This window comes from Rhodoferax sp. (assembly GCF_030653815.1).
Classification (GTDB): domain Bacteria; phylum Pseudomonadota; class Gammaproteobacteria; order Burkholderiales; family Burkholderiaceae_C; genus Rhodoferax.
On the sequence record NZ_JAURYQ010000002.1, the window covers coordinates 1 to 24,641 of the forward strand.

The 24,641-nt window shown below is 61.3% G+C and carries 25 protein-coding genes; 14 read left to right on the plus strand and 11 right to left on the minus strand.

Features of this window, described 5'->3' with window-relative positions; all coding sequences use genetic code 11:
• The first annotated feature begins 458 nt into the window (after window positions 1-458).
• Window positions 459-1,796 (plus strand): porin, encoded by a 1,338-nt coding sequence (locus tag Q7U49_RS00095; RefSeq protein ID WP_304761557.1) that lies wholly within the window; start codon window positions 459-461, stop codon window positions 1,794-1,796.
• 165 nt (window positions 1,797-1,961) lie between these two features.
• Here Q7U49_RS00095 and Q7U49_RS00100 read toward each other — a convergent pair whose 3' ends face one another.
• The 3 genes from Q7U49_RS00100 to Q7U49_RS00110 form a co-directional block, all read right to left on the minus strand.
• Window positions 1,962-2,276 carry a CcdB family protein gene (locus Q7U49_RS00100; RefSeq protein WP_304761559.1) on the minus strand — a complete coding sequence of 105 codons (315 nt, stop codon included), beginning with the start codon at window positions 2,274-2,276 and terminating at the stop codon, window positions 1,962-1,964.
• Window position 2,277: 1 nt separating this feature from the next.
• The gene (locus Q7U49_RS00105) at window positions 2,278-2,550 is read right to left on the minus strand and encodes a type II toxin-antitoxin system CcdA family antitoxin (RefSeq protein ID WP_304761560.1); all 273 of its coding nucleotides are present in this window, start codon (window positions 2,548-2,550) and stop codon (window positions 2,278-2,280) included.
• Between the two features lie 118 nt (window positions 2,551-2,668).
• Window positions 2,669-3,166 carry a hemerythrin domain-containing protein gene (locus Q7U49_RS00110; RefSeq protein WP_304761562.1) on the minus strand — a complete coding sequence of 166 codons (498 nt, stop codon included), beginning with the start codon at window positions 3,164-3,166 and terminating at the stop codon, window positions 2,669-2,671.
• A gap of 224 nt (window positions 3,167-3,390) precedes the next feature.
• On the opposite strand from Q7U49_RS00110, the gene Q7U49_RS00115 reads away from it, so the two are divergent.
• From Q7U49_RS00115 to Q7U49_RS00130, 4 genes are read left to right on the plus strand one after another with little or no spacing between them, the layout of a single operon-like run.
• A complete protein-coding gene (locus Q7U49_RS00115; protein ID WP_304761563.1) occupies window positions 3,391-5,235 on the plus strand; it encodes an FAD-dependent oxidoreductase in 1,845 nt (614 codons plus the stop codon).
• Window positions 5,232-7,046 (plus strand): 2-oxoacid:acceptor oxidoreductase subunit alpha, encoded by a 1,815-nt coding sequence (locus Q7U49_RS00120; RefSeq protein WP_304761565.1) that lies wholly within the window; start codon window positions 5,232-5,234, stop codon window positions 7,044-7,046. Before Q7U49_RS00115 ends, Q7U49_RS00120 begins: the two co-directional genes overlap by 4 nt.
• Window positions 7,043-8,098 carry a 2-oxoacid:ferredoxin oxidoreductase subunit beta gene (locus tag Q7U49_RS00125; RefSeq protein WP_304761566.1) on the plus strand — a complete coding sequence of 352 codons (1,056 nt, stop codon included), beginning with the start codon at window positions 7,043-7,045 and terminating at the stop codon, window positions 8,096-8,098. The genes Q7U49_RS00120 and Q7U49_RS00125 overlap by 4 nt, the downstream gene beginning before the upstream one ends.
• A 34-nt stretch (window positions 8,099-8,132) precedes the next feature.
• Window positions 8,133-8,573 carry a cyclic nucleotide-binding/CBS domain-containing protein gene (locus tag Q7U49_RS00130; protein WP_304761568.1) on the plus strand — a complete coding sequence of 147 codons (441 nt, stop codon included), beginning with the start codon at window positions 8,133-8,135 and terminating at the stop codon, window positions 8,571-8,573.
• Between the two features lie 11 nt (window positions 8,574-8,584).
• On the opposite strand, the gene Q7U49_RS00135 is transcribed toward Q7U49_RS00130, so the two are convergent.
• Genes Q7U49_RS00135 through Q7U49_RS00155 form a run of 5 tightly spaced genes read right to left on the minus strand, consistent with a single transcriptional unit; the run spans window position 8,585 to window position 13,648 of the window.
• Window positions 8,585-9,043, minus strand: coding sequence for a hydrogenase maturation protease (locus Q7U49_RS00135; protein WP_304761570.1), 459 nt, complete (start codon window positions 9,041-9,043; stop codon window positions 8,585-8,587).
• A complete protein-coding gene (locus Q7U49_RS00140; RefSeq protein ID WP_304761572.1) occupies window positions 9,040-10,530 on the minus strand; it encodes a Ni/Fe hydrogenase subunit alpha in 1,491 nt (496 codons plus the stop codon). The genes Q7U49_RS00135 and Q7U49_RS00140 overlap by 4 nt, the downstream gene beginning before the upstream one ends.
• 12 nt (window positions 10,531-10,542) lie before the next feature.
• Window positions 10,543-11,121: an NADP oxidoreductase gene (locus tag Q7U49_RS00145; protein WP_304761573.1), complete on the minus strand. Its 579-nt coding sequence runs from the start codon at window positions 11,119-11,121 to the stop codon at window positions 10,543-10,545.
• Window positions 11,118-11,840, minus strand: a complete 723-nt coding sequence (locus Q7U49_RS00150) for a 2Fe-2S iron-sulfur cluster-binding protein (RefSeq protein ID WP_304761574.1) — start codon at window positions 11,838-11,840, stop codon at window positions 11,118-11,120. The genes Q7U49_RS00145 and Q7U49_RS00150 overlap by 4 nt, the downstream gene beginning before the upstream one ends.
• A complete protein-coding gene (locus Q7U49_RS00155) occupies window positions 11,837-13,648 on the minus strand; it encodes an NAD(P)H-dependent oxidoreductase subunit E (protein ID WP_304761575.1) in 1,812 nt (603 codons plus the stop codon). The genes Q7U49_RS00150 and Q7U49_RS00155 overlap by 4 nt, the downstream gene beginning before the upstream one ends.
• A gap of 155 nt (window positions 13,649-13,803) precedes the next feature.
• Between Q7U49_RS00155 and coq7 the strand changes: the two genes are divergently transcribed.
• Window positions 13,804-14,424, plus strand: a complete 621-nt coding sequence (coq7, locus tag Q7U49_RS00160; protein ID WP_304761577.1) for a 2-polyprenyl-3-methyl-6-methoxy-1,4-benzoquinone monooxygenase — start codon at window positions 13,804-13,806, stop codon at window positions 14,422-14,424.
• 120 nt (window positions 14,425-14,544) lie between these two features.
• Here coq7 and Q7U49_RS00165 read toward each other — a convergent pair whose 3' ends face one another.
• Window positions 14,545-14,994 carry an OsmC family protein gene (locus Q7U49_RS00165; RefSeq protein ID WP_304761579.1) on the minus strand — a complete coding sequence of 150 codons (450 nt, stop codon included), beginning with the start codon at window positions 14,992-14,994 and terminating at the stop codon, window positions 14,545-14,547.
• A 110-nt stretch (window positions 14,995-15,104) separates the two neighbouring features.
• On the opposite strand from Q7U49_RS00165, the gene Q7U49_RS00170 reads away from it, so the two are divergent.
• From Q7U49_RS00170 to Q7U49_RS00185, 4 genes are all read left to right on the plus strand, one after another.
• Entirely contained in the window at window positions 15,105-15,350 is a 246-nt protein-coding gene (locus Q7U49_RS00170) for a type II toxin-antitoxin system Phd/YefM family antitoxin (RefSeq protein WP_304761581.1), read from the plus strand.
• Window positions 15,337-15,624: a type II toxin-antitoxin system RelE/ParE family toxin gene (locus Q7U49_RS00175; protein ID WP_304761583.1), complete on the plus strand. Its 288-nt coding sequence runs from the start codon at window positions 15,337-15,339 to the stop codon at window positions 15,622-15,624. Before Q7U49_RS00170 ends, Q7U49_RS00175 begins: the two co-directional genes overlap by 14 nt.
• 35 nt (window positions 15,625-15,659) lie before the next feature.
• The gene (ilvA, locus tag Q7U49_RS00180) at window positions 15,660-17,234 is read left to right on the plus strand and encodes a threonine ammonia-lyase, biosynthetic (RefSeq protein WP_370653941.1); all 1,575 of its coding nucleotides are present in this window, start codon (window positions 15,660-15,662) and stop codon (window positions 17,232-17,234) included.
• A 121-nt stretch (window positions 17,235-17,355) separates the two neighbouring features.
• A complete protein-coding gene (locus Q7U49_RS00185) occupies window positions 17,356-18,288 on the plus strand; it encodes a 5'-nucleotidase (RefSeq protein ID WP_304761585.1) in 933 nt (310 codons plus the stop codon).
• A 49-nt stretch (window positions 18,289-18,337) separates the two neighbouring features.
• Here the strand turns inward: Q7U49_RS00185 and Q7U49_RS00190 are convergent, their stop codons facing one another.
• A complete protein-coding gene (locus Q7U49_RS00190) occupies window positions 18,338-19,252 on the minus strand; it encodes an MBL fold metallo-hydrolase (protein WP_304761587.1) in 915 nt (304 codons plus the stop codon).
• A gap of 63 nt (window positions 19,253-19,315) precedes the next feature.
• Entirely contained in the window at window positions 19,316-20,065 is a 750-nt protein-coding gene (locus Q7U49_RS00195; RefSeq protein ID WP_304761589.1) for a hypothetical protein, read from the minus strand.
• A gap of 105 nt (window positions 20,066-20,170) precedes the next feature.
• Between Q7U49_RS00195 and Q7U49_RS00200 the strand changes: the two genes are divergently transcribed.
• The 4 genes from Q7U49_RS00200 to glyQ all read left to right on the plus strand — a co-directional run.
• The gene (locus Q7U49_RS00200; RefSeq protein WP_370653942.1) at window positions 20,171-20,884 is read left to right on the plus strand and encodes an N-acetyltransferase family protein; all 714 of its coding nucleotides are present in this window, start codon (window positions 20,171-20,173) and stop codon (window positions 20,882-20,884) included.
• A gap of 92 nt (window positions 20,885-20,976) precedes the next feature.
• A complete protein-coding gene (locus Q7U49_RS00205) occupies window positions 20,977-21,843 on the plus strand; it encodes an HlyC/CorC family transporter (protein WP_304761591.1) in 867 nt (288 codons plus the stop codon).
• On the plus strand, window positions 21,830-23,422 hold the full coding sequence (lnt, locus tag Q7U49_RS00210) for an apolipoprotein N-acyltransferase (protein ID WP_304761592.1): 1,593 nt from the start codon (window positions 21,830-21,832) through the stop codon (window positions 23,420-23,422). The genes Q7U49_RS00205 and lnt overlap by 14 nt, the downstream gene beginning before the upstream one ends.
• 494 nt (window positions 23,423-23,916) lie before the next feature.
• Window positions 23,917-24,641: glycine--tRNA ligase subunit alpha (gene glyQ, locus Q7U49_RS00215; protein ID WP_304761594.1), on the plus strand; the 725-nt coding region annotated here is incomplete at its 3' end.

The following is a 24,641-nucleotide window of genomic DNA, read 5'->3' on the forward strand; positions in this document are numbered from 1 at the left end:
GAGCACTGCCAAGGCAATAAGACTTTTTTTCATGAAAACTCCTTAAGTTAAAAAATCAAAACGCGCTTGAGAGCTTGTTTTGAGGCGACGAACTAATCATCACAAGATTTATTTCACCATGAAGACACCTAAAAAGTGCCAACAGTCGTGGGTGAATGCAATTTGCATGCCTTGTGAGCGCGTTTTTGTGGTGTTGTCGCGACATTTTTGCCAATAGGGATCACGCGAGCCTTTGAATGGACCTAGAAGAGAGCTTTCTGTCACAGAACGCCCTGCGAATTGGAGCGGCGGACGTGGCGATGAAATGCACCAAATCAGGGAAAACCCTTGTGGGAAAAATCACTAATCAGGTGCATTCTTGGGCCTGGATGCCTTGTGGTGCGGCGGGAGTCTCTGCAAAATAGGCACGGTCGTTCTTTTTTCTTTGCCGGTCGTTCTTTCAACTCTTTTTAAACATCATGAACAATCAATCTTCATCCAAGGCTTCTGTGCTGGGTCTGCGTCATGTGGCACTGGCCAGCGCGCTGTGCTGTGCCGGCCTGGCGCAGGCGCAAACCGATTCCAGCGTGACGCTGTACGGTCTGGCAGATGTCGGTATCACGTCGGTGAGCGGCTTGAAGGCCGGCACGGTGACGCAAGTGGCCAGCGGCATCATGGAAGGCTCACGCTGGGGGATCAAGGGCACTGAAGATATGGGTGGCGGTTACAAGGCCATTTTTAACCTTGAAGCGCGCGTAGAACTGGATACCGGTGCGAACAAGAGCACGCCGATTTCTGGCACACAGTTGTCTGAGCGATTCATGTCAGCGAGCCAGCTTGGTTTGCCAGCCTCTTTTTCGCCATTGCTACCGCCGACACAAGCTATTTTGACCGGTGCGACTGGCAACGGTGGACTGGTTGCCAGTTTGGCCAATGAGGTTTTTGGCGTCAACGTGGGTCAATATGGCAATCGGTTTTTTGACCGTCAGGCCTACGTTGGCATGATCACCCCTGTAGGCGCGGTATTGGCTGGTCGCATGTATACACCGGCTTTCGAGACAAACTCCATGTTTGACATTATGGAAACCCAATCGGGGTTGGCGGCGGGTCAGATTGTGGCCTTTCCTGCCGTGTTGGAGATTCGTAAATCGAATGCCTTGCAATACAGAATCGTCAAAGATGGTTTTTCTGGCTCTTTGATGTATGCCTTGGGTGACAATGGAGAAGCCGCGAACGATAAGAGCAAGATGCTGGGTTTTAACGCCAGCTACAAGGCCAGTAATTTCGCCGTGGGCCTTGGCTACAATGCCGCCAAAAACGAATTGGGACAGGATTCGTTAAAGACCACGGTGCTTGGCGCTTCCATGACAATGAACGCGCATAAAGTCTCCGGTATGGTGATTCAAATCACTGACGACAATCCTTCCAATATGACGACGATTGGGACACTTCTGGTCGCTGGTGGACTGCCAGGTACGGTCGCCTCTGCTATTCAAAACGCCTATACACAAGCCCTTAAACAAGATGGCACGCTATATCACCTTGGGTATCGCTACACCGCTGGAGTAAACACCATTTCTGTTGCTTACACGACGTACGATGACAAGCGGCCATCGAATGCTGATGTGTCGTCCTACGGTGCGGCTTACACCTACGCGCTGTCCAAGCGCACTGACTTGAACTTGGTGGCGGTGCGTTACAACAACAAGAACACTGCACAGGTAGCACCTGGCGGCAATGGTTACATTGGAGGTGTAACGGCTTCGCCTGGAACTGACTCAAACAGCTTTGCCTTCGGCATTCGCCACCGCTTCTGATCCCCGGCCTTTCCGGCCAGCCAGCAAAAAGCCCCTGACGGGGCTTTTTGTTTATGGGTACGCGGTGATTTGACTGGTTTTGACGCCTGGTTGGCCGCCAGCCCGGATGTACCGCCAGATCCGCGGGATGCATTGCGAGTGTGGAATTTATTAGCCAAGAGCGTTTCAAAACCCGCCAAACAAGGTATCGAGCGCGTTTTGAATCGGTAGCTGTTGTGATGCCAAATTTCCGACAAACTGCTTGAGTACCGCCTTAGGGACCGCACCCAGTGCAGGTGTGTCCATGACCACCCGCTTTCCGCCAACTTCAAATTCAGGGTTCAAGTCAGCGACCTTGGTCACCAATGAGTCGCTGGACCACAAAGGAACGACCACGCGGGTCTCTAGCCCCTTGATGTAGTCATTTTGGACGTCTAGAAAAAACGGAATAAGAGCGCGTTCGCCAGCATCAGGATTGGCATAAACATCAAAACGTGCCATCTCAGCGCTCCGTCCGGCCATCACCCAGCGACTGGCCCCAACTGCGGTATTGGGTGAGCGGCAGGCCGTGTTTGGCAATTCTGTCGTTGTAGGCTGAAATCGCGTCCCTGTTGTCTTCGTTCCATTTTGCCCAGTAGCGGCGCTTCACTTCGTCTGCTAACAGCGTGTTAACCGTTTGCGACAGGTTTAACCCCAGTTGGCGAGCCGCTTCAAGCAAGCCGATATTGAGTGACAAATTGGTCGCTTTTTTTGGCGAATTTTCAAAATTCAACATTCGTATCCTCCATCACATATGCGCAAATTTTATGCGCATACGTGATGGAGGAGGGATCCTGCCCGCTAATGTTTCCCCGAATTTTTGTGGGGTCGACTTCAGTTGACCGGCCAAACGCCTATGACTTTGCCAGCCGCGCCGCACGGCTGGCAAAGTCCTTGATCAGGTGGGCTTTGGCCTCGGGGTAGATCAAGGATTCTTCCAGCATGATGTGGTCGTGGCACAGGTTCACAAAGACTTCCGCGTTGTGTTTGAGTTCAGTCACGTCAGCCCAGTCTTCGCCCAGGGCGATGGCGCGCAGCATGGGGGCGAGTTCCAGCCAGTTTTGCTCAATCCAGCCATGGTCTTGCTGCAAGGTGCGCACAGCCTGCACCAGTTCGGCGTTGTCGCTTGCAAGCAGCGCCGGGAACACATTTTTTTCTTCTTCGGCATGGTGGGGGCGGGCAACCTCGGAAAAAAACGCTTCGATGGTTTTGGCCTTTTGGCGGCAATGCGGGCTGTCGCTCTCGGTATCCAGCCGTTCCAGCAAATCTGCCAGCTCGGCCAGCTGCTCGTGAATTTTTTGGTGGCAGGCGTCAAGGGCCTTGAATTGTTCAATGTGTTGTAGTGGATTCATGGTTTCTCCTGGGCTGTGAGGAGGTCATTTTGGCGGCCGATCGGTTGGGATGTTTGAGCCAAATCAAGTTTTCAGCCTATTTTTTTGGCAGTCTGTTTTTTGATCTGGATCAGCAAATTCGCGAATTGCGGGTTTTCATGGAGCGCCAGCGCGGCGGATGGGCGTAGGATGCCCCCTCACCTGCAGCATCATTTCGCAAGCGTTTGCAGGGCAAGGAGACAACTTTGCAAGCTACCAACATCGCCAACCCGGCCTATTTCCACAAGGTCGTTGATTGCCAATGGGCCTGCCCGGCCCATACCCCCGTACCCGAATACATTCGCCTGATTGGTCAGGGTCGCTACAGCGACGCCTACATGATCAACTGGGTGAGCAATGTGTTTCCGGGCATTCTGGGTCGCGTTTGCGACCGCCCGTGCGAGCCCGCTTGCCGGCGTGGCAGGGTGGAGGAGAACAACAGCAAAAAGCCCGAACCGGTGGCGATTTGCCGTCTCAAGCGCGTGGCCGCTGATTTCAAGGATGACGTGACCGCCCGCATGCCCGCCATTTCACCCCCCAACGGCAAGCGCATTGCCTGTGTGGGCGCCGGCCCGGCGTCGCTCACGGTGGCACGAGACCTGGCACCACTGGGTTACGAGATCACGGTGTTTGAGGGCGAGGCCAAGGCCGGCGGCTTCATTCGCTCGCAGATCCCGCGTTTTCGTTTGCCCGAAGAGGTGATTGACGAGGAGACGGGTTACATCCTCGACATGGGCGTGAAGTTTGTCAATAACCAGCGGGTGGACTCCATGCAGGCGCTGCTGGCGCAGAACTTCGATGCGGTGTTTGTTGGCTGCGGCGCACCGCGCGGGCGCGAACTCGATGTGCCGGGCCGGGCCGAGGCCGCGGCGCACATTCACATTGGCATCGACTGGCTGGCCAACGTGTCGTTCGGCCACACCACCACCGTGGCCGAGCGCGTGATTGTGCTTGGCGGCGGCAACACCGCCATGGACTGCTGCCGCTCAGCGCGCCGCATGGGCGGCAAGGACGTGAAGGTGGTGGTGCGCAGCGGTTTTGAGGAAATGAAAGCCTCGCCCTGGGAGAAGGAGGACGCACAGCACGAAGGCATTCCGATCCTGAACTACCACGTGCCCAAGTCGGTGGAGCATGTGAACGGCAAGCTCACCGGCATGACGTTTGAGATCGTGCGTGCCGAATACGATGCCAAGGGCCGGCGCAGCCTGGTGCCGACCGGCGAGCCCGACGTGCTGCTGGCATGCGACACGGTGCTGGTGGCCATTGGCCAGGAAAATTCCTTCCCCTGGATCGAGCGTGACTGTGGCATCGAATTTGACAAATGGGGCTTGCCGGTACTGGGTGAGGGCACGTTCCAGTCCACAGTGCCCAAGGTCTTTTTTGGCGGTGATGCCGCGTACGGGCCCAAAAACATCATCACGGCCGTGGCCCACGGGCACGAGGCGGCGGTGTCGATCGACCGCATGCTCAGCGGCGAAGACGTGGCGCGGCGCCCTCCGCCCATGGTCAACCTGATGTCGCAAAAAATGGGCATCCACGAGTGGAGCTACCGCAACGACGTGTCCAACGACATCCGTTACGCGGTGCCCTGGGCTGCCGCCGAGAAGGCGCTGGCCAACATCAAGGTGGAAGTCGAACTGGGTTTTGACGCCGCTACGGCCTTCAAGGAAGCCAGCCGCTGCCTGAACTGCGACGTGCAGACCGTGTTCAACCGCAACACCTGCATCGAGTGCGATGCCTGCGTCGACATTTGCCCGATGGACTGCATCACCTTCACCGCCAATGGCGACGAGGCCGACTTGCGTACCCGGCTGAAGGCACCGGCCACGCATACCGGGCAGGATTTGTATGTGTCGGCCGAACTCAAAACCAACCGCGTCATGGTCAAGGACGAAGACGTCTGCCTGCACTGCGGCCTGTGTGCCGAGCGCTGCCCGACCGGCGCCTGGGACATGCAGAAATTTTTGCTCAACACCACGCAGGCGGGACCCAGGTGCCGTGACACCCAGCCCACGCCTGCAGCCCACATTGCCCAACCGGAGGCCGCATGAAGCGCATAGAAGCCATTAACGATTTCGTCATCAAGTTTGCCAATGTCAATGGTTCGGGCTCGGCCTCGGCCAACGAGTTGTTCGCCAAGGCAGTGATGCGCATGGGCGTGCCGGTGAGCCCGCGCAATATTTTTCCCAGCAACATCCAGGGCATGCCGACCTGGTACGAGGCCCGCGTGTGCGAAAAGGGCTACCACGGCCGGCGCGGCGGCGTTGACATGATGGTGGCCATGAATCCGCAAACCTGGGACGCCGACATTGCCGAAATCGAGCCCGGAGGCTACCTGTTTTTTGATAGCACAAGGCCCATGCCGCCCGAAAAATTTCGCGGCGATGTGCACAACATGGGTGTGCCGCTGACCGAAATTGCCAACAACGCCTACACCGACCCGCGCCAGCGCCAGTTGTTCAAGAACATTATTTATGTGGGCGCGCTGTCGGTGCTGCTGGACGTGGATGCCGAGGTGTTCGAAAAACTCTTCGCCGAGCAGTTCAAGGGCAAGGAGCGCCTGCTCGAATCCAACATCAAGGCGCTGCACATGGGGCGTGACTACGTCAAGCAGCACATGCAGGCGCCGCTGGGCATCCGGGTGCAGCGCGCCGACAACGTGGGCGACCAGATTTTTACCGACGGCAACAGCGCGGCAGGCCTGGGCCTGGTGTACGGTGGCGCCACGGTGGCCGCCTGGTACCCCATCACCCCAAGCACCTCAATCCCCGAGGCGTTCCAGAAATACTGCGAGAAATTCCGCATCGACCCCGCCACCGGGCAACATCGCTTTGCCATCGTGCAAGCCGAGGACGAGCTGGCTTCGATCGGCATGGTGGTGGGTGCGGGCTGGAACGGCGCACGCGCTTTTACCGCCACGTCGGGCCCCGGGGTGTCGCTGATGACCGAGTTCATCGGCCTGGCTTACTTTGCCGAGATTCCGGTGACCATCATCAACGTGCAGCGTGGCGGCCCAAGCACCGGCATGCCCACCCGCACCCAGCAGGCGGACCTGCTGGCCTGCGCTTATGCGTCGCATGGTGACACCAAGCATGTGCTGCTGTTCCCGCAGGACCCGCACGAGTGTTTTACCCATTCGGCGGCGGCGCTGGACTTGGCCGAACGGCTGCAAACGCCGATCTTTGTCATGACCGACCTCGACATCGGCATGAACCAGCGGCTGTGCAAACCCTTTGTCTGGGACGACGCCAAGGAATACGACCGCGGCAAGGTCATGACAGCTGAAGAACTGGAGGCCGGCAAGCCTTTTGGCCGCTACAAGGACGTGGACGGCGATGGCATTCCGTGGCGCACCTTGCCCGGTACCCACCCCAGCAAGGGCGCCTTCTTTACCCGTGGCACCTCGCGCAATCCGCAGGCCATGTATTCCGAGGCTGGGGCCGACTACATCTACAACATGGAGCGGCTCTTGCATAAATTCAAAACAGCAGAGACCCTGGTGCCCCAGCCGGTGTTCCGCAAGGCTGCCAAGCCCACCCGGCTGGGCATCATCTACTATGGTTCCACGACCCCGGCCATGCGTGAGGCGCTGGATGTGCTGGAAGCCAATGGCGACCATGTCGACGCCATGCGCCTGTGCGCTTTCCCGTTTCCGGATTCCGTGCGGGAATTCATCGCCGCGCACGACAAGGTGTTTGTTGCAGAACAGAACCGTGACGGCCAGATGCGCACCATGCTCATCAACGAGCTGGAGGTCAACCCGGCCAAACTGGTGCGCGTGCTGCATTACGACGGCACACCCATCACCGCGCGCTTCATCATTCGCAACATCCACGACAGCGTGCAGAAGGAGACAGCATGACTTTTATCGCCAAACCCAGGCTGCATCACCCGACCCTGCACACCAACAAGGTGGGCTACACCCGGCGCGACTACGAGGGCCGCATTTCCACCCTGTGCGCGGGCTGTGGCCATGACTCGATCTCGGCGGCCATCGTCCAGGCCTGCTGGGACCTCGACATCGAGCCGCACCGCGTGGCCAAGTTGTCAGGCATTGGTTGCAGTTCCAAAACCCCCGACTATTTTCTGGGCGCCTCGCACGGCTTCAACACCGTGCACGGGCGCATGCCCAGCGTGCTGACCGGCGCCAACATGGCCAACCGCGAGCTGCTGTACCTGGGCATCTCGGGCGACGGCGACTCGGCCTCGATTGGCCTGGGCCAGTTTGCCAACGCCATGCGGCGCGGCGTGCGCATGGCCTACATTGTGGAAAACAACGGGGTCTATGGCTTGACCAAGGGCCAGTTCTCGGCCACCGCCGACCGCGGTTCCAAGAGCAAGAAGGGCGTGGTCAACAGCGACAGCCCGGTCGACCTGGTGGGCATTGCGCTGCAACTGGGGGCCACCTTTGTGGCGCGCAGCTTTTCGGGTGACAAGGCGCAACTGGTGCCGCTCATCAAGGGCGCCATGGCGCATGGCGGCGCGGCGTTCATTGACGTCATCAGCCCCTGCGTGACCTTCAACAACCACGGCGGCAGCACCAAGAGCTACGACTACGTGCGCCAGCACAACGAGGCCGTGAGTCGCATCGACTTCATCACGCCAGGCCACGAGATCACCACCGACTACGCCCCGGGTGAGGTGGTTGAGGTGGAGCAGCACGATGGCTCTGTGCTGCGCCTGCGCAAGCTGCACACCGACTACGACCCCACCGACCGTTATGCCGCCATGAGCTACATGCAGCAGCACCAGGCGCGCGGCGAGGTGGTGACCGGCCTGCTGTACGTGGACCCGCTGGCCACGGATTTGCATATGGCGATGAACACCTGCGCCGTGCCGCTCAACACCCTGGGCGCCAAGCAGCTCAACCCAGGCTCCCAGGCGCTGGAAAAAATCAACGCTGCGCTGCGCTGAACCCATCAACCCATAAGCATCCGAGGAGCCTGCCATGACCGAACGCACTGTTTTTCAATCGATGGCGCAGCGCCATGTGGTCAGCGTGGTGCCCACTGCCACGGTTTACGCGGCGGCCTGTGTCATGACCCGGGCCAATTGCGGCAGCGTGCTGGTCATTGACGCCAGCAACACGCTGTTGGGTATCGTGACCGAGCGCGACCTGATGACCCGCCTGGTGGCCAAGTCGCTCGACCCCGCCGTCACCACGGTCACCGACATCATGACGCGCAGCCCGTTTTGCGTGACCCCCGAGACCAAGGTGGCCGACGCGGTGCTGATCATGATCGAGCGCGGCTTCAGGCACTTGCCCATCGTGACCGACGCCAACAAGATTTTGGGGGTCTTTTCAGTCCGCGATGCCTTGCCGCGTGAGGTGCAAACGGCGCAAAGTCTGGCGGAATTCAATGAGCAGGTAAACGACGCGCTGGGTTGATTTGGCAAGGCTCAAGCAGCCTCCAGCAACCACAGGCTGGCCCATGCCTGCGCGTGGTTCAGGTTGGCCAGCGCCGCCGGGCAGGGTGGCTCGCCCAATTCAAAGGCTTCGCCACGGATCGCCAGCAAAGTGCAGGGCGGTGGCGGTTCGCCTTGCATGTCCTGGTAGACCTGCAGCAAGGCCTGCGGCGACAGGGCGTGGGTGGTAAAGCTGGCGTCTTGCGCCGGCTGTAATTGGGTGACCTCGAACGGTGCGGGGCCGCTCAGGCTGGCGTCGATGAACAGCACGCGTTGTCGGCCCACCAAGTCCAGCGCATGCTCAACCTGCAATTGGTAGTCTTCCAGAAACTCCACCTGGTCTTGCAAGCTGTCTGGCAGTTGTTCGCGCAGCGCCGCCAGGCACAGCGGCCCCAGCGCGTCATCACCCCGGCTCAGATTGCCCCAGGCCAGCACCAATACGCGGGCCGTCATGGGGCGCGCGTCAGCCCGCCTTGTGCCGATTTCTGTACCTGGTCCAGCAGCGTGCCGTCAGCCGCCAGCAGCGTCACCTCCAGCGGCATCTGACCCAGCGCATGGGTGGCGCAGGACAGGCAGGGGTCATAGGCCCGAATGGCGACTTCGATGTGGTTGAGCAGGCCTTCGGTGAGTTCATGGCCGTCCAGGTAATCGCGTGCCACCGCGCGCACCGATTCGTTCATGGCCTGGTTGTTGTGGGTGGTCGACACGATCAGGTTGCAGCGCGTCACCAGGTCGTCGTCGCCCACCTCGTAGTCGTGGATCAGGGTGCCGCGCGGGGCTTCGATCATGCCCACGCCATGGCGCTGGCGCACGCCGCTGGTGACCAGGTCACCCGACAGCAGTGCCGGATCCGCCAGTAATTCGGCAATCACTTCGACGGCGTGCAGCATCTCGATCATGCGCGCCCAGTGGTAGGCCAGCGTCGCGTGCACCGGCTCGCCCTGACCCCAGGCGACAAAAGCCCGGCGCTCTTCTTCCGCGCGGGCGCTGGGAATGAAGTCGCAGTTTTGCACCCGCGCCAGCGGCCCCACGCGGTACCAGCCCAGTTGCGCACCCAGGCTGCGCAGGTAGGGGAACTTCATGTAGCTCCAGGGCCGCACTTCTTCTTCGATGAGTTCCAGGTAGCGCTGGTCGTCCACCTGGTCAAACAGAATGTGGCCGTCCTCATTGCGCACGCGCAGCACACCGTCGTACAAATCCATGGCGCCGTCAGCGCGCACCAGCGACATCACTTTGGATCTGAAGCTGCCAAAGTTGTTGTACAGCGCCGGATTTTGCGCATGCAGCTGTTTGGCGATGTCCACCGCATCCTGCGCCCAGGCCAGCATTTGCGGCAGCTCGCGCTGCAGGCTGTTGCGTTCTTCCCATGTCACCAGTTTGTTGATGCCGCCCGGCACCGCGCCGGTGCCGTGGATGCGCTTGCCCGAGGTGATGCGGATGATTTCCTGGCCGAACTTGCGCAGCAAGATGCCTTTCCTGGCGATCTCGGGGTGGGCTTGCGCCACGCCCACGATGTTGCGCCTGGCCACTTCGGAGTCGAAGCCGAACAGCAGGTCGGGCGACGACAGGTGAAAAAAGTGCAGTGCGTGGGACTGCAGGATTTGCCCGTAGTGCATCAGCCGCCGCACCGCGTTGGCGCTGGCGCTGACCGGGGTGGCTCCCAGCACGCGGTCAAAGGCCTTGGCTGCTGCCAGGTGGTGCGACACCGGGCAGATGCCGCACAGGCGCTGCACCATCACCGGCACCTCCCAGTAAGGGCGGCCCTCGATGAATTTCTCGAAGCCCCGGAACTCCACAATGTGCAGGCGCACCTGTTCGATGTGGTTGTTGGCGTCGAGCAGCAGCGTCACCTTGCCATGGCCTTCGACGCGTGACACCGGGTCAATCGCCACCCGGCGCAGGTTTTCGGGGTGGGTGGCGGTTTCAAGTGCAAAGGTCATGGGGGGTGTCTTTCAGTCATAGTGAATCAACCCAGGCCCCAGTTGCGGCGTGCGCCCCGCCAGCAGGTCGGTCAGAAATGACCAGATGGCGTCGGCGCTGGGCGGACAGCCGGGCAAAAAATAGTCCACATGCACCACCTCGTGGATCGGGTGCACGTGGTTCAGCGGCAGCGGCAGTTCGGGGTCGTTGGGCACCTGGCTGCCGGCCACCGTGCCGCTGTGGCTGCAATACACATCGCACATCATCTGGCCCACGTCACGCTGGTTGCGCTGGGCCGGCAGACCGCCGTTGATGGCGCAGGCACCCACCGCCACCAGCGTCTTGCAGTGCGACCGGAACTCGCGCAGCACCTGCACGTTCTCGGCGTTGCACAGGCCGCCCTCGATCAGGCCGATGTCGCAGCGGCCAATGGTCTTGATGTCGGTCAGCGGCGAGCGGTCAAACTCCACGTGTTCCAGCAATTCCAGCAGGCGTTCGTCGATGTCGAGGATCGACATGTGGCAACCAAAGCAGCCCGCCAGTGACACCGTGGCCACCTTGAGCTTGCGCGGCGCGTGCGGGGGTGTCGCCCCGGTCAACGTGCGCGTCATGGCTCGTCCTCCTGCGCCACCGGGTGGCTGTCAAAACGGCGCTGGCCAATGGGGATGACAAAGCCGCGCCGCTTGGGCAGGATGGCCCCGACCGGGCAGATGTTGGCGGCGTGGTCGGTGGCGCTGAGGGTGCTGTCGGCCAGTTGGCCGCTGTCGCTGTTGACCAGCAAATGGCTGGCCACGCCGCGCCCGCCCATGGCGAACACATGCTTGCCCTCGTGCGCACTGGCGCGCACGCACAAGCCGCACAAAATGCAACGGTTCAGGTCCAGCAGCAGGTCGGGGTGGCTGGCGTCGACGCGCCGGTTCGGGTAGAACTCTTCAAAATGCGGGCCGTCCATGCCCATCTGGTAGGCCGTGGCCTGCAGCAGGCAGTTGCCGCTTTTTTCGCAGGACGGGCAAAAGTGGTTGCCCTCGACAAACAGCATTTGCAGCAGCGTTTTGCGCTGGGCGTTGAGCTCGGGCGTGTCGCTCTCGACCTCCTGGCCGCTGCTGGCTGCAATCGTGCAGGCGGCGCCACTGCGGCCGTTGACCTTGACGGTGCACAGCCGGCAGGAGCCATGGGCGGCAAAGTCAGGGTGCCAGCACAGGTGCGGAATGTAGTGCCCGGCGCGGCGGGCGGCCTGCAGCAAGGTGTCGCCGGGGCCGAATTCGACCTCCTGGCCATCGAGCGAAAACGTGCCCGGACTCAGGGCGTCGATGCGGTGGTCGGTGCTCATTCGAAATTCTCCAGGTGCGCGCCGCTGTCGTTGCGCCCGGTGGCGCGCCGCGCTTGCGAGAGCTCGGCGTCCATGTCAAAACCGGCGACAAAGTGCAGCGACTTCAAATGCTGCTCATAGGCCGGGCGGAACTTGGCGATGGTGTCGTGCAGCGGGTTGCAGGCGGCGGCGCCCAGACCGCAGTGGGTGGCGCCGTGCATCAGTTTGTCGAGCTCGTACAGCACCTGGATGTCGGCGCTCGAGCCGTAACCGCGCTTGAGCTTGTCCAGCTGGCGCACCACCAGCTCGGTGCCGACGCGACAGGGCGTGCAAAAGCCGCAGCTCTCGTGGGCAAAGAAGTGGGCAAAGTTGCGTGCCACCTCGAACAGGTCGCGGCTGCGGTCGAACACCATGAAGGCGCCCGCCGTGGGCACATCCTCAAAACCGATGCGGCGGCCAAATTCCAGCGCCGACAGGCACACGCCCGAGGGGCCGCCCACCTGCACCGCCTGCGTGTCGCGCGCGCCGCAGTCTTCCAGGATGCGCCCGATGCGGGTGCCGAAGGGGTACTCGTAAATGCCCGGGCGTTCGCAGTCGCCGGAGACCGAATGGATCTTGGTGCCGGTCGATTGCGCCGTGCCAATGCGCGCCCACCAGGCGCCGCCATGCACGGCAATGTGGGTGACGGCGCAGAAGGTTTCCACGTTGTTGACGGTGGTGGGTTGGCCCAGGTAACCGTGCTCCACCGGGAAAGGCGGGCGGATGCGGGGCACGCCGCGCTTGCCTTCGAGCGATTCGATCAGTGCCGACTCCTCGCCGCAGACATAAGCCCCGGCGCCCACATGGATGCCGATGTCGAAGTCAAAGCCGGCCTTGCCCTGGATGGCCTGGCCCAGCAGGCCCTGTTCACGCCGGCGCTGCAACACTGCTTGCAGGTGCTCCAGCAGGTAGCGGTATTCGCCGCGCAGGTAGACCAGGCCCTGGCTGGCGCCCACCACCCAGGCGGCGATGGTCATGCCCTCGAACAGGGTGTCGGCGTAACTTGTCAGCAGCACCCGGTCCTTGAAGGTGCCGGGCTCGCCTTCGTCGGCGTTGCAGACCACGTAATGCGCCCGCCCCGCCGCGTTGCGGCACAGTTGCCATTTGGTGCCGGTGGCATAACCGGCGCCGCCCCGGCCGCGCAATTTGGAGCGCTTCAGGTCGTCGAGCATGGCCTGGGGCGTGCGCGCCAGCGCAGCCGCAATGCCGGCACCGGGGTCGGGTTGCGGGCCGAGCTTGACATCGGCCAGGCGAATCTGGTCGTCCACCTGCGACCATGGCGTTGGCCACTGCGCAAGGGGCACCTGCTGTTCAATCAATTCGGCCATCTGGACAATGCGTTCTGGCGTGAGCCGGGTGATGACCTGATGGTGGTTGATGAGCAGGGCCGGCCCCTGGTCGCACAGGCCGGTGCACGAGCTGGTGGCGATGCTGACGCGGCCATCGGCACGCATCTGGTCGGGTGCGACCTTCAGCAAGCCACACAATTGCCGCAACAGGGCCTCGCTGCCGAGCAGGCGGTCGGTGATGTTGTCGCTGAACAGCACGCGGTAGCTGCCCACCGGCCGGGTATGAAAAAAGCGGTAAAAATCAGCCACCCCCTGCACATGGGCCAGCGTCAGGTTCAAGGCCTTGGCCAGGTGCTGCAAGACCGGACGTGGCAACCAGCCGGCAAAAGCCTGAAACTCGCGCAGGATTTGCACCAGGGCATGAGGCGCGTTGCCATGCCGCCGCAGCAAGGACTGAAGTTCAGCCGCCGACTGCGCAGACAGGGTTGAATTGGCGTTCATGGAGAGCAATATAGCGCACAAATTTACAATAGGGCTTGCGCAAAATCGCCCCAGCGTTGTTGTTCCTCCTTGTCGTACGTCTTGTACTGCCTGCGTCGGTCCGCGTAGCCGGGACGATTTTGCGCAAGCCCTAACTCAAAAAAACTGGAATCAACATGATGGACCGATTTTTAAGCACCGTGGATGACGCCCTGCGCACGGTGTTCGCGCAGCATCGTGGCACCGCGGCCTGCCCGACGGTGCCGGGTGATGTCACCGAGCTTTCGGAACTTGACAAAAAAGAGGCGGGCGCGCTGATGCGCGTCAACCATGTGGGCGAGGTCTGCGCCCAGGCGCTGTACACGGCGCAGGCGTTCGCCACCAAAAATGAAGCCTTGCGCGCCCACTTTCAAAAGGCCAGTGCCGAGGAAACCAACCATCTGGCCTGGACTGAACAGCGCCTGAAAGAGCTGGGCGAGCGCCCCTCGCTGCTCAATCCATTGTGGTACGCCGGTGCCTTTGGCATTGGGCTGCTGGCCGGAAAGTTGGGCGACAAGGTGAGTCTGGGCTTTGTGGTCGAGACCGAAAACCAGGTGGAGGCGCATCTGGACAGCCACCTGAACCGCCTGCCTGCGGGGGACCACGCCTCACGCGCCATCGTGGCGCAAATGAAGGACGACGAAGCGCGCCACGCGCTCGACGCCAAAGAGCTGGGTGCCATTGACTTGCCCCCGCCAGTCAGGGGCCTGATGACCGCAGCCGCCAAAGTCATGACCACCGTGGCGCACCGGATCTGATCAGCAAAAGCCATCGCGGAGAGGGCGCCGCTCCCACCAAAAGCATGATGTTGCACACAAGGAGCACATTGCCTTTGTGGGAGGCCCGCCCTCGGGCCGATGGCTGTCCGGGCTTGGTCTTTAACTCTCCAGTACCTCAAAGCTGGTGGTAATTTCTGCAGTCTTGCCCAGCATGACGCTGGCCGAGCAGTATTTTTCGTGGCTCATGGCAATGGCGCGCTCGACCGCAGCGGTGGGTACACCTTTACCGGTCACGGTGAAGTGCATGTTGATTTTGGTGAACACCTTGGGGTCGACGTCGGCGCGCTCGGCGTCGAGCTTGACAGTGCAGCCGCGCACGTCGTGGCGTCCGCGTTTCAGGATCAGTACCACGTCATAAGCGGTGCAGCCGCCAGCACCGGCCAGCAGCGTTTCCATCGGTCGCGGCGCCAGGTTCTGGCCGCCGTTTTCGGGCTTGGCCGCGTCGGGAGCGCCGTCCATCACCAGCGTGTGACCACTGCCGGTTTCGGCGACAAAACCCATGCCCGAGCGCGTGCCCAGCGCGCCGGTCCAATTGACTGTGCATTCCATGTCAAGCATCCTGTTAACGAAAAAGCGTCATTGTGCATGAAGCCGTGTTTGTATTTCGTGCTTTAATTGACGCCATATAAAATGCTTTATAAAACATTGATAGGTCTGCCATGGATACTGTTCTTTCCCATTTTGCGGTGAGTGTCACTGAGCTCAAACGCAATTACGCCGATATTTTGAAGCAAGCTGACGACGCGCCGGTGGCCGTGCTCAACCACAACCGCCCCGAGGCCTACCTGCTTCCGGCCAGCCACTACGAGCGGCTGATGGCGCACCTCGAAGACCTGGAAGACGCCAAACTGGTGCGCGAACGCGCCGACGGGCCGTTTGTCGAGGTGCGTCTTGACGAGCTTTAAGCTTCGCTTTCATGAACTCGCCTTGCGTGAGTGGCAGCAGCTCGACGCCAGCGTGCGCGAGCCTTTCAAGAAGAAACTGGCAGAACGTCTGCTGACGCCCCGTGTCCCATCGGCGGCTTTGCACGGCATGCCCGATTGCTACAAAATAAAATTGCACAGCGTCGGCTACCGGCTGGTGTACCGCGTGGATGATGCCGATATTTTTGTCACCGTCATTGCGGCGGGCAAGCGTGAAAAAAACAGGGTTTACCGCAGCGCGCTGCAGCGTCTCTAGGCCCATCTCATTCCTTTTTCCTTATTCAAATTTTTATGAACGCGATGACTCGCCCTGCTGCACTGACCCCCGCTGACTACCTCAAAAAGATCCTGACGGCCCGCGTCTACGACGTAGCGGTGGAAACATCTCTGGAAATTGCGCAGGACCTCAGCGCGCGCCTGCACAACACCGTGCTGCTCAAGCGCGAAGACCAGCAACCGGTGCACAGCTTCAAGCTCCGTGGTGCCTACAACAAGATGGTGCACCTGAGCCCGGCGCACCTGAAAAAGGGCGTGATTTGCGCCTCGGCCGGCAACCATGCGCAGGGCGTGGCCTTGAGCGCCCAGCGGCTCGGTTGCCGCGCGGTCATCGTCATGCCGACCACCACGCCGCAGGTCAAGGTCGATGCGGTGCGCGGTTTCGGTGGCGAGGTGGTGCTGTTTGGCGACAGCTATTCAGACGCCCACGGCCACGCGGTGGCGCTGGAAAAAAAGGAAGGCCTGACCTTCGTCCACCCCTTTGACGACCCCGATGTGATCGCCGGCCAGGGCACCATTGCCATGGAACTGCTGCGCCAGCACCAGGGGCGCCTGGATGCCGTGTTTGTGGCGATTGGCGGTGGTGGCCTGATTGCCGGCGTGGCCAATTACATCAAGGCGCTGCGCCCCGAGATCAAGGTGATTGGTGTGCAGATGAACGACTCCGACGCCATGACGCAATCGGTGGCCGCCAAACAGCGTGTCACCCTGGCCGATGTCGGCCTGTTCTCGGACGGCACGGCGGTGAAGTTGGTGGGTGAAGAGACCTTCCGTGTCGCCAGTGAACTGGTCGACGACTACATGCTGGTCGACACCGACGCGGTGTGCGCGGCCATCAAGGACGTGTTCGTGGATACCCGCAGCATCGTGGAGCCGGCTGGTGCGCTGGCGGTGGCGGCCATCAAGCAATATGTGGCCACGCACAAGAAAAAGGGTGAGACCTACGCCGCCATTTTGTGCGGCGCCAACATGAACTTCGACCGACTGCGCTTTGTCGCCGAGCGCGCCGAAGTGGGCGAGGAGCGGGAAGCCTTGTTTGCCGTGACCATTCCCGAAGAGCGCGGCAGCTTCCGGCGCTTTTGCGAGCTGATTGGCAACTTGCCCAGTTTTGGCGGCCCCAAAACGCTGCGCAATGTGACCGAATTCAACTACCGCATCAGCGACGCCAAAAAAGCCCATGTTTTTGTCGGCCTGACCACTGCCGCCAGGGGCGAGTCCGGCAAGATCGCCGCACACTTGAGCCGGCACCGCTTCGAGGCGCTGGACCTGACCCACGACGAACTGGCCAAGGAACACGTGCGGCACATGGTGGGCGGGCACTCGCAGCTGGCCGATGATGAGCGTCTGCTGCGCTTTGTCTTTCCCGAGCGCCCGGGTGCATTGCTCAAGTTTTTGAGCCTGCTGCGCCCCAACTGGAACATCAGTTTGTTCCACTACCGCAACCAGGGTGCCGACTATGGCCGCATTCTGGTGGGCATCCAGGTGCCGGCAAGTGATGCGCAGGCCTTCGACGAATTTCTGACCACGCTGGGCTACCCCTACGTGGAAGAAACCGCGAATCCGGTGTTCCGGATGTTTTTGCAGCAATGAAAAGACCTTGTGGGTCAGACCACTCGCGTAGCGACGTGCTCTGACCCAACTAAATTGAAACCTTGCGGGTCAGACCACTCGGGAAGCGATGTGCTCTGACCCCAACTAATTAGGACTGGATATGGCCATGACACTCGACGGCAAGCTGGTGGTGGCGATTTCCAGCCGTGCCCTGTTTGACTTCGAGGAAGAAAACGAGGTCTTTGAGCAGGGTGATGACCGCGCCTACATGGCGCTGCAACTGCAGCGCCTGGACATTCCCGCCAAGCCCGGCGTGGCGTTTTCGTTGGTGCAAAAGTTGTTGGCGTTCAACGGGGCGCGGGCTGATGCTTTGGACGCTGTAAAAATTCCGCCCCACCCCGTTGAAGTCGTCGTGCTGTCGCGCAATGACCCGGTCTCGGGCATGCGGGTGTTTCGCTCGGCGCAGCACTACGGGCTGGCCATCGAGCGCGGCAGCTTCACCCGCGGCCAGCCGCCCTGGCGCTACCTGAAACCGCTGCACGCCAACCTTTTTTTAAGCACGCACCTGAGCGATGTGCGCGCCGCGCTCGATGCCGGTGTGCCGGCTGCCCAGGTCTACCCGCGCTCGGTTCACGCCAGCGACGCGCACCCGGCTGAAGTGCGCATTGCCTTTGACGGCGACGCCGTGTTGTTCAGCGACGAGGCCGAACAGGTCTACCAAAGCCAGGGCCTGCACGCCTTCCACCAGCATGAGATGGAAAAGGCCGCGCTGCCCCTGCCCGACGGCCCGTTCAAGCCCCTGCTGTTTGCCTTGCAGCGGCTGCAGCAGGCCGGCACGCCGGCCATGCGCATTCGCACCGCGCTGGTCACCGCGCGCAGCGCGCCAGCGCATGAGCGCGCCATTCGCACGCTGATGAACTGGAACATCGAGGTCGACGAAGCCATGTTCTTGGGCGGCCTGGACAAGGGCGAATTCCTGCGTGAATTCGAGCCCGATTTTTTCTTTGACGACCAGACCGGCCACATCGAATCGGCCGCCCGGCACGTGCCTTCCGGCCATGTCGCCAGCGGCGTGCGCAACCACCTCGTCTGATTGGTTGGGGTCAGAGCACGTCGCTTTGCGAGTGGTCTGACCCCAATGTTTAAGTGTTGCTGACGGTCTGCTGGTCGCGGCTGGCAGCGCCGCTGCGCACCAGTTCATCCAGCAAGGCCAGTACCCAGTCCTGAAATGGCTGTCCGGCCGCTGCGCCAGACGGGTAAATCTGCTGGAGCAGCGGCGTCGCCCGGGCCCATTGCAGCAAGTCCGCCAACGGCAGGCTTCGGGCATCGAGCAATTTGAATTTCAGCAGCACCTTGGCCGCATAACGGATGTGTTTCTCGGGGGCTTGGGCAAAGCTGTCGAGGCGTCGGTGCGCCCGTGCCAGGGCTTCGGTCACGTCTGCAAAAGGTGCGCCATGGCCGGGGATGACGATGGCCGGGGCCAGCGCCGCGATCACCTCCAGGGTCTGTGCCACCTCGTCAAAGGCGTCGGCGCCGTCAAGTTCCGGAAACACCACGCCAAAGCCGTTTTCCCACAGGGCATCCGCCGAGATCAGCAGGCGGTGTTCGGGCTGAAACAGGATCACCGAATGCGGGTCGTGCCCCGGCGCGGCGTGCACTTGCCACGTCTGCTCGCCCAACACCAACTCGGTATCGGGCTGCAGCGTGGCACTGAAACCAAAGGGTGGGCAGAGTTGGCCGGTGGGTTGGTAGGACAGGGCGACCGGATCCCAGGGCACCACAAAGCGCGCGTGGCCGGGTGGGATCAGGGTTTGCAGCTGCGAATAATGGGCTTGCAGCAGGGCATTGCCACCGCAGTGGTCGCTGTGCAAGTGGGTGTTGAGCAGCAGGTCCAGCGGCTGGCCTTGCAGGGCCGAGCTCACCAGCGCCAGGGTTTGGGCAGCGTGGCTGGCATAGCCGCTGTCGACCAACGCGCAGTGGTTTGTGCCGCGAATCAGGATGTTGTTGGAGGACAGCCAGCCGCGCTCGAACAGGGTGATGCCTTGGGGGAGTTGCACAAAGAACCTTTAAAACAGAAGAGATGATGGACGTCAGCGGTGCTTGCGCTGCGGTGGCTGGCTTCAGGTCCTGTCCGTCGCGGCGGCGGCCAGGGTTCGGCTTAATTCAGCCGAGCAAGTGGCAGCAGGGGCGTCAAACAGGCGGTCCAGCCAGGCCGATTCTCGCGCTTTGACGGTGTCCAGGAAACTGCTGACCGTGCCTTGGTTGCGGGCCAGATCGGCAAAGTGCCTGAAACCGGATTCCAGGAAATGTTGTAGCGAGCCCAGGCCAGCCAGCTGTGCCGGTTTGCGCATCATTTTCAGCATGAAATACAGGCCCGGTTTACGCGTCAACTGCCCCAGCTCCAGTCCAATGTCCAGCACGGTCTGGAGTTGCCACAGCCGGTCCTGGCGGCGACCCACATTGCGCCAGGCCAGCACATAAGTTTGTGCCTCGGAGAGGCCCGCTTGTCGTTGCCAGTTCAGGGCCATGGCCAGGTCAAGCTCTTCGGTCAGGTGGTGCAACTCGGCCAAGGCCACGGCGGTGGCGACCACCTGCTGGGGAAAAGTGCGTTCCAGGGCGCCGGCAATGCGGGCAAACTGTGCGTCGCGCTCGGCGAAGTCCTTGGCACTGTAAAGCTCTTCCAGGAAAAAATTGGCACAAGCCGCATAGCTGGCCGAGTGCAACAGGTCCTGGTAAGTGCCGGCAAAACGCTGCGCCTGAACATGTTTGATGGTGTGAAGCGCCAGCGCCAAATCAGGTTGATCGGCAACCTTCTGGCGCAGTGCGACCACCCGGGAGATAGACTCCCGTATCTGGGTTGAAGCTTGCATCGTGCCTCAAGTTTATCCAGACCCACTGCGGTAAAACCGACAAACTCGTGGGAGTTATCGGCTCTAGAGATCAATACCTAGGGAAAACCCTTATATTAGAGGCCCATGACCGACATTCTTTCTGATCCTCTGGTTTCTGCTGATGTTGCTGCCGCTGCGACGCGAGCGACTCTGCGCGCCCGCGTCGCGAGAAAACCCGATGTCATGGTGCCGATTCGTTCGCTGGGTGAAAACCACCGCGCCCGCATCGCCATTCATCTCAAGACGCTCGACGCCCATGATCGTTATTTCCGTTTTGGCTTTGTCGCCAACGACGAGCAGATTGACCGTTATGTCAATGGTCTGAATTTTGAGCGCGATGAAATTTTTGGCATTTACAACCGCAATCTGGTGCTGATTGCGGTGGCGCACCTGGCCTATGCCCCGGAGACGGGTGCCCGCCCGAGTGCCGAGTTCGGCGTGTCGGTGCTGGCACAGGCGCGTGGCCGGCACTACGGGAGTCGGTTGTTCGAACGCGCCATGATGCACGCCCGCAACGTGGGTGTGAGCAGGCTGTATGTGCATGTGCTGAGCGAAAACACTGCCATGCTCCGGATTGCCCGCCACGCCGGTGCCACCTTTGTCATTGACGGGTCCGAAACCGAAGGCCACCTGACTTTGCCGCCCGCCACCTTCAACAGCCAGGTCACCGAAATGGTTGAGGAGCACATGGCCCAGGCCAACTACCGCATCAAGGTGCAGGCCAAGCAATTTCGCCACACTTTGTCGAGTTTGCAAAGCGCCTGGCTGGGCACGACAGGGGCTGAAAAACGCGACTGATGCCCCGGTCGGGCTAACGCTTTGACCAGGCAATTGTGTTATCCGCTATCCTTATGGCTTGTTCAACAACCGCATGTCCTGCCTGACTGGCTGTGTCCGACCCCTACCCCACGCGTCCCGACCGGGAAGATAAACGAACTTTTTTGCAAAAGATTGCCGAGTTCATCCACCCCGGTCCTGATTCGACCGATGAATTGATTGAAACCCTGGCCGAAGCCGAGCACAACCAGCTGATTGGCTCCGATTCGCGCAAGATGCTCGAAGGCGTGATCCGCATGGCCGACATGAGCGCCGGCGACGTCATGGTGCCCACCACCCGCATGGAATTGGTCAACATCGACGACCCCTACGACACCATGATGCACGGGGTGATCGACACCGCGCACTCGCGTTTCCCGGTGTTCGAGGGCGAGCGCGAAAACATCATCGGCATCCTGATGGCCAAGGACCTGCTCAAGTTGCAGCGGGCACCCGAGCTCAATATCCGCGCCTTGTTGCGCCCGGCGGTGTTTGTGCCCGAAAGCAAGGGCCTGAACGATTTGCTGCGCGACTTTCAAAGCAACCACAACCACCTGGCGGTCGTCATTGACGAGTTTGGTCGCGTTGCTGGCTTGGTCACCATTGAGGATGTGCTGGAAGAAATTGTCGGTGAGATCGAGGACGAATTCGACATTGCCGACGATGAAGGCGACATTTTCGGCCTGGCCGACCGCAGTTACCGGGTCAGTGGTGACACCACCATCGAGCGGGTCGAAACCGCGTTTGGTGTCAAGCTCACCAGTGACGACTCGGAAGAAGACTTTGACACCATTGGTGGCCTGATCGCCCATGAGATGGGCCACGTGCCCAGGCGCGGCGAGCACCATATGCGTGCCGGCCTGGACTTTGTGGTGATGCACACCAAGGGTGGTGCGGTGAAATGGTTCAAGGTGTCCCCGGTGCCGGATGGCGCTGAGTAATCGGCCTGTCGCCGGTTTGGGCCTGAGCTTGGCCCTGTTGCTGGCAGGTGCGTTGCAGGCGGCCAGCCTGGCCTGGCCTGTGGACCTGCCGCCAAGTCTGGCCTGGCTCGGCTTGGTGCAGGGCCAAGCCTTGTGGTTGCTGCAATCGCTGGCGCTGGCCAGCTTGGTGGTTTTTCTGCGCACCAGTGCCAGCTGGCGAGTGGCGGCTTGGCGCGGCTGGTTGTTTGTCACGGCCTGGTTGGCGGGCACCTTTGGCTGGCTTTTTACCTCGATGCATACCTTCGGCGGGCTGGCTGCCCCTTTGGCCGTGTTGGCCGTGATCACGCTGGCCGGTTTGCTGGCGCTGTATTACGCGGTAGCGGCCGGTGTTTTCAGGTGGCTGGCGCCTAATCACCCGGTATGGGCTGCCTTGGTGTTTGCCGCCTTGTGGCTGCTGGCCGAACTGGCCCGGGGCGTGCTGTGGACTGGCTTTGGCTGGGGTGCCATTGGCTACGCGCATCTGTCGGGTCCGCTGGCCGGGCTGCTGCCCTGGGTGGGCCTGTATGGTGTCAGTTTTGTCGCTGCCCTGTTGGCGGCTGGCCTGGCCTTGGGCTGGCTGGCTGCCCTGGGTGCACGCTGGGGCGAGGCCTGGCGACCTGTGCTGCTGTTGGGGCTGCTGTTCTTGCCATCGTGTCTGCCTGATCCGCAGGGCGGCTCGGCCGGCACGCTGGATGTGACGCTACTGCAAGGCAATATTCCCCAGAATGAAAAATTCGATTCGGCCACCGGCGTGCTCAGGGCCCTGACTTGGTACGGCGAGCAGCTCCAACAGAACAGAAGCCCGCTCATCATCACGCCCGAGACGGCGCTGCCGCTGCTGCCCGAGCAACTGCCCGACGGTTATTGGCAAGCCTTGCAGCAGCGCTTTGCTGTGGGCGATCAGGCCGCGCTGGTGGGTGTTCCGCTGGGCAGTTTCAGTGCGGGCTACACCAATTCGGTGGTCGGGTTCAAGCCCGGGCAGGCAGCGCCCTGGCAGTATGACAAGCACCATCTGGTGCCCTTTGGCGAGTTCATTCCGCCGTTTTTTCGCTGGTTCACCGATCTCATGGCCATCCCGCTGGGTGACTTCAACCGGGGTGCCCTGCCGCAGCCCAGCTTTGACTGGCAGGGGCAACGCCTGGCCGCCACCATTTGTTATGAGAACCTGTTCAGCGAAGAGCTGGCCAAGCAGTTTCTTGACAAGGCTTCTGCCCCCACGATCCTGTTCAATGTCAGCAACCTGGGTTGGTTCGGCGACAGCCTGGCGATGGACCAGCATTTGCAGATCGCCCGGCTGCGCGCGCTGGAGTTTGACCGGCCCTTCTTGCTGGCCACCAACACCGGGCGCACCGCCATCGTCGACCACCGCGCCCGCATCACCCACGCGGCCACGCCCCATACGGCCACGGCGCTGCACGGCACGGTGCAAGGGCGCACCGGCGTCACGCCCTACGCCGGGTGGCTGGCGCGCTGTGGCCTGTGGCCCCTGTTGCTGTTGGCGCTGGGCCTGCTTCTGCCGGCCTGGTGGATGCGCCCGGACCGCATGAAACTCGGACTGTAGCCCGGCTGAAGCGCAGCGCCATTCGGGTGCCTGGGATGTGTTCAAACTGGGTGAGATGCCGGATCAAAGGCTGCATCACGGTGTTTGCCCCATCACCCGACTGATTTGATGCGCTGGTGAGTGGACCCGCAGGGGAAATTTCGACAAAAACGACGTGCCACACAGGCGCATAGGTGCGGGGATGGGGTCATGCGACCGGGCTTTGGGGGCAAAGGCGCGCGCAGACAGCAGGTCGGCGAAAGGCACTCTCTATTTCGTGCGTGATTTGCCCCCAAAACCGCATGCGCATGGACCGGTCGCCGCGCCGGGTTTGGCGTCATGCCTGTTGTTTGAAAAGTTTGCGGGTCAGACCACTCGCGCAGCGACTTCAGTTTGAATCGCATCCGCCTGCCTTTTGAGACGCGCATAAGCCCGTAAAATTGCCCACTCAGACGCAGGGGCTTGCGTCAAACTCATTTACTCTTGGGCCGCGTTATGCGCTGTCCTTACCGCTTATGTTGACCTTCCAGCAAATCATTTTGAAACTGCAGTCGTATTGGGACGCCCAGGGCTGCGCGTTGTTGCAGCCCTACGACATGGAGGTCGGCGCGGGCACCTCGCACACCGCCACCTTTTTGCGCGCACTCGGGCCGGAGCCCTGGAAAGCCGCCTATGTGCAGCCGAGCCGCCGGCCCAAGGACGGCCGCTATGGTGAAAACCCGAACCGGCTGCAGCATTACTACCAGTACCAGGTGGTGCTCAAGCCCGCGCCCAGCAATATTCTGGAGCTGTATCTGGGCAGCCTGGAGGCGCTGGGCTTTGACCTGAAGAAAAACGACATCCGCTTTGTTGAAGACGACTGGGAAAACCCGACGCTGGGCGCCTGGGGGTTGGGCTGGGAAGTCTGGCTCAATGGCATGGAGGTGACGCAGTTCACCTACTTCCAGCAGGTCGGTGGCATTGACTGCCGCCCGATCACCGGCGAGATCACTTACGGCCTGGAGCGCCTGGCCATGTACCTGCAAGGGGTGGACAACGTCTACAACCTGACATGGACCGAAGGCGCCGATGGCTCTAAGCTCAGCTACGGCGATGTGTACAAACAGAACGAGGTGGAACAGTCCACCTACAACTTTGAACACTCTGACGCCGACTTTCTGTTCACCGCCTTTGCCGCCCACGAAAAACAGGCCAAACACCTGATGGAGCAGCAACTGGCGCTGCCGGCCTACGAGCAGGT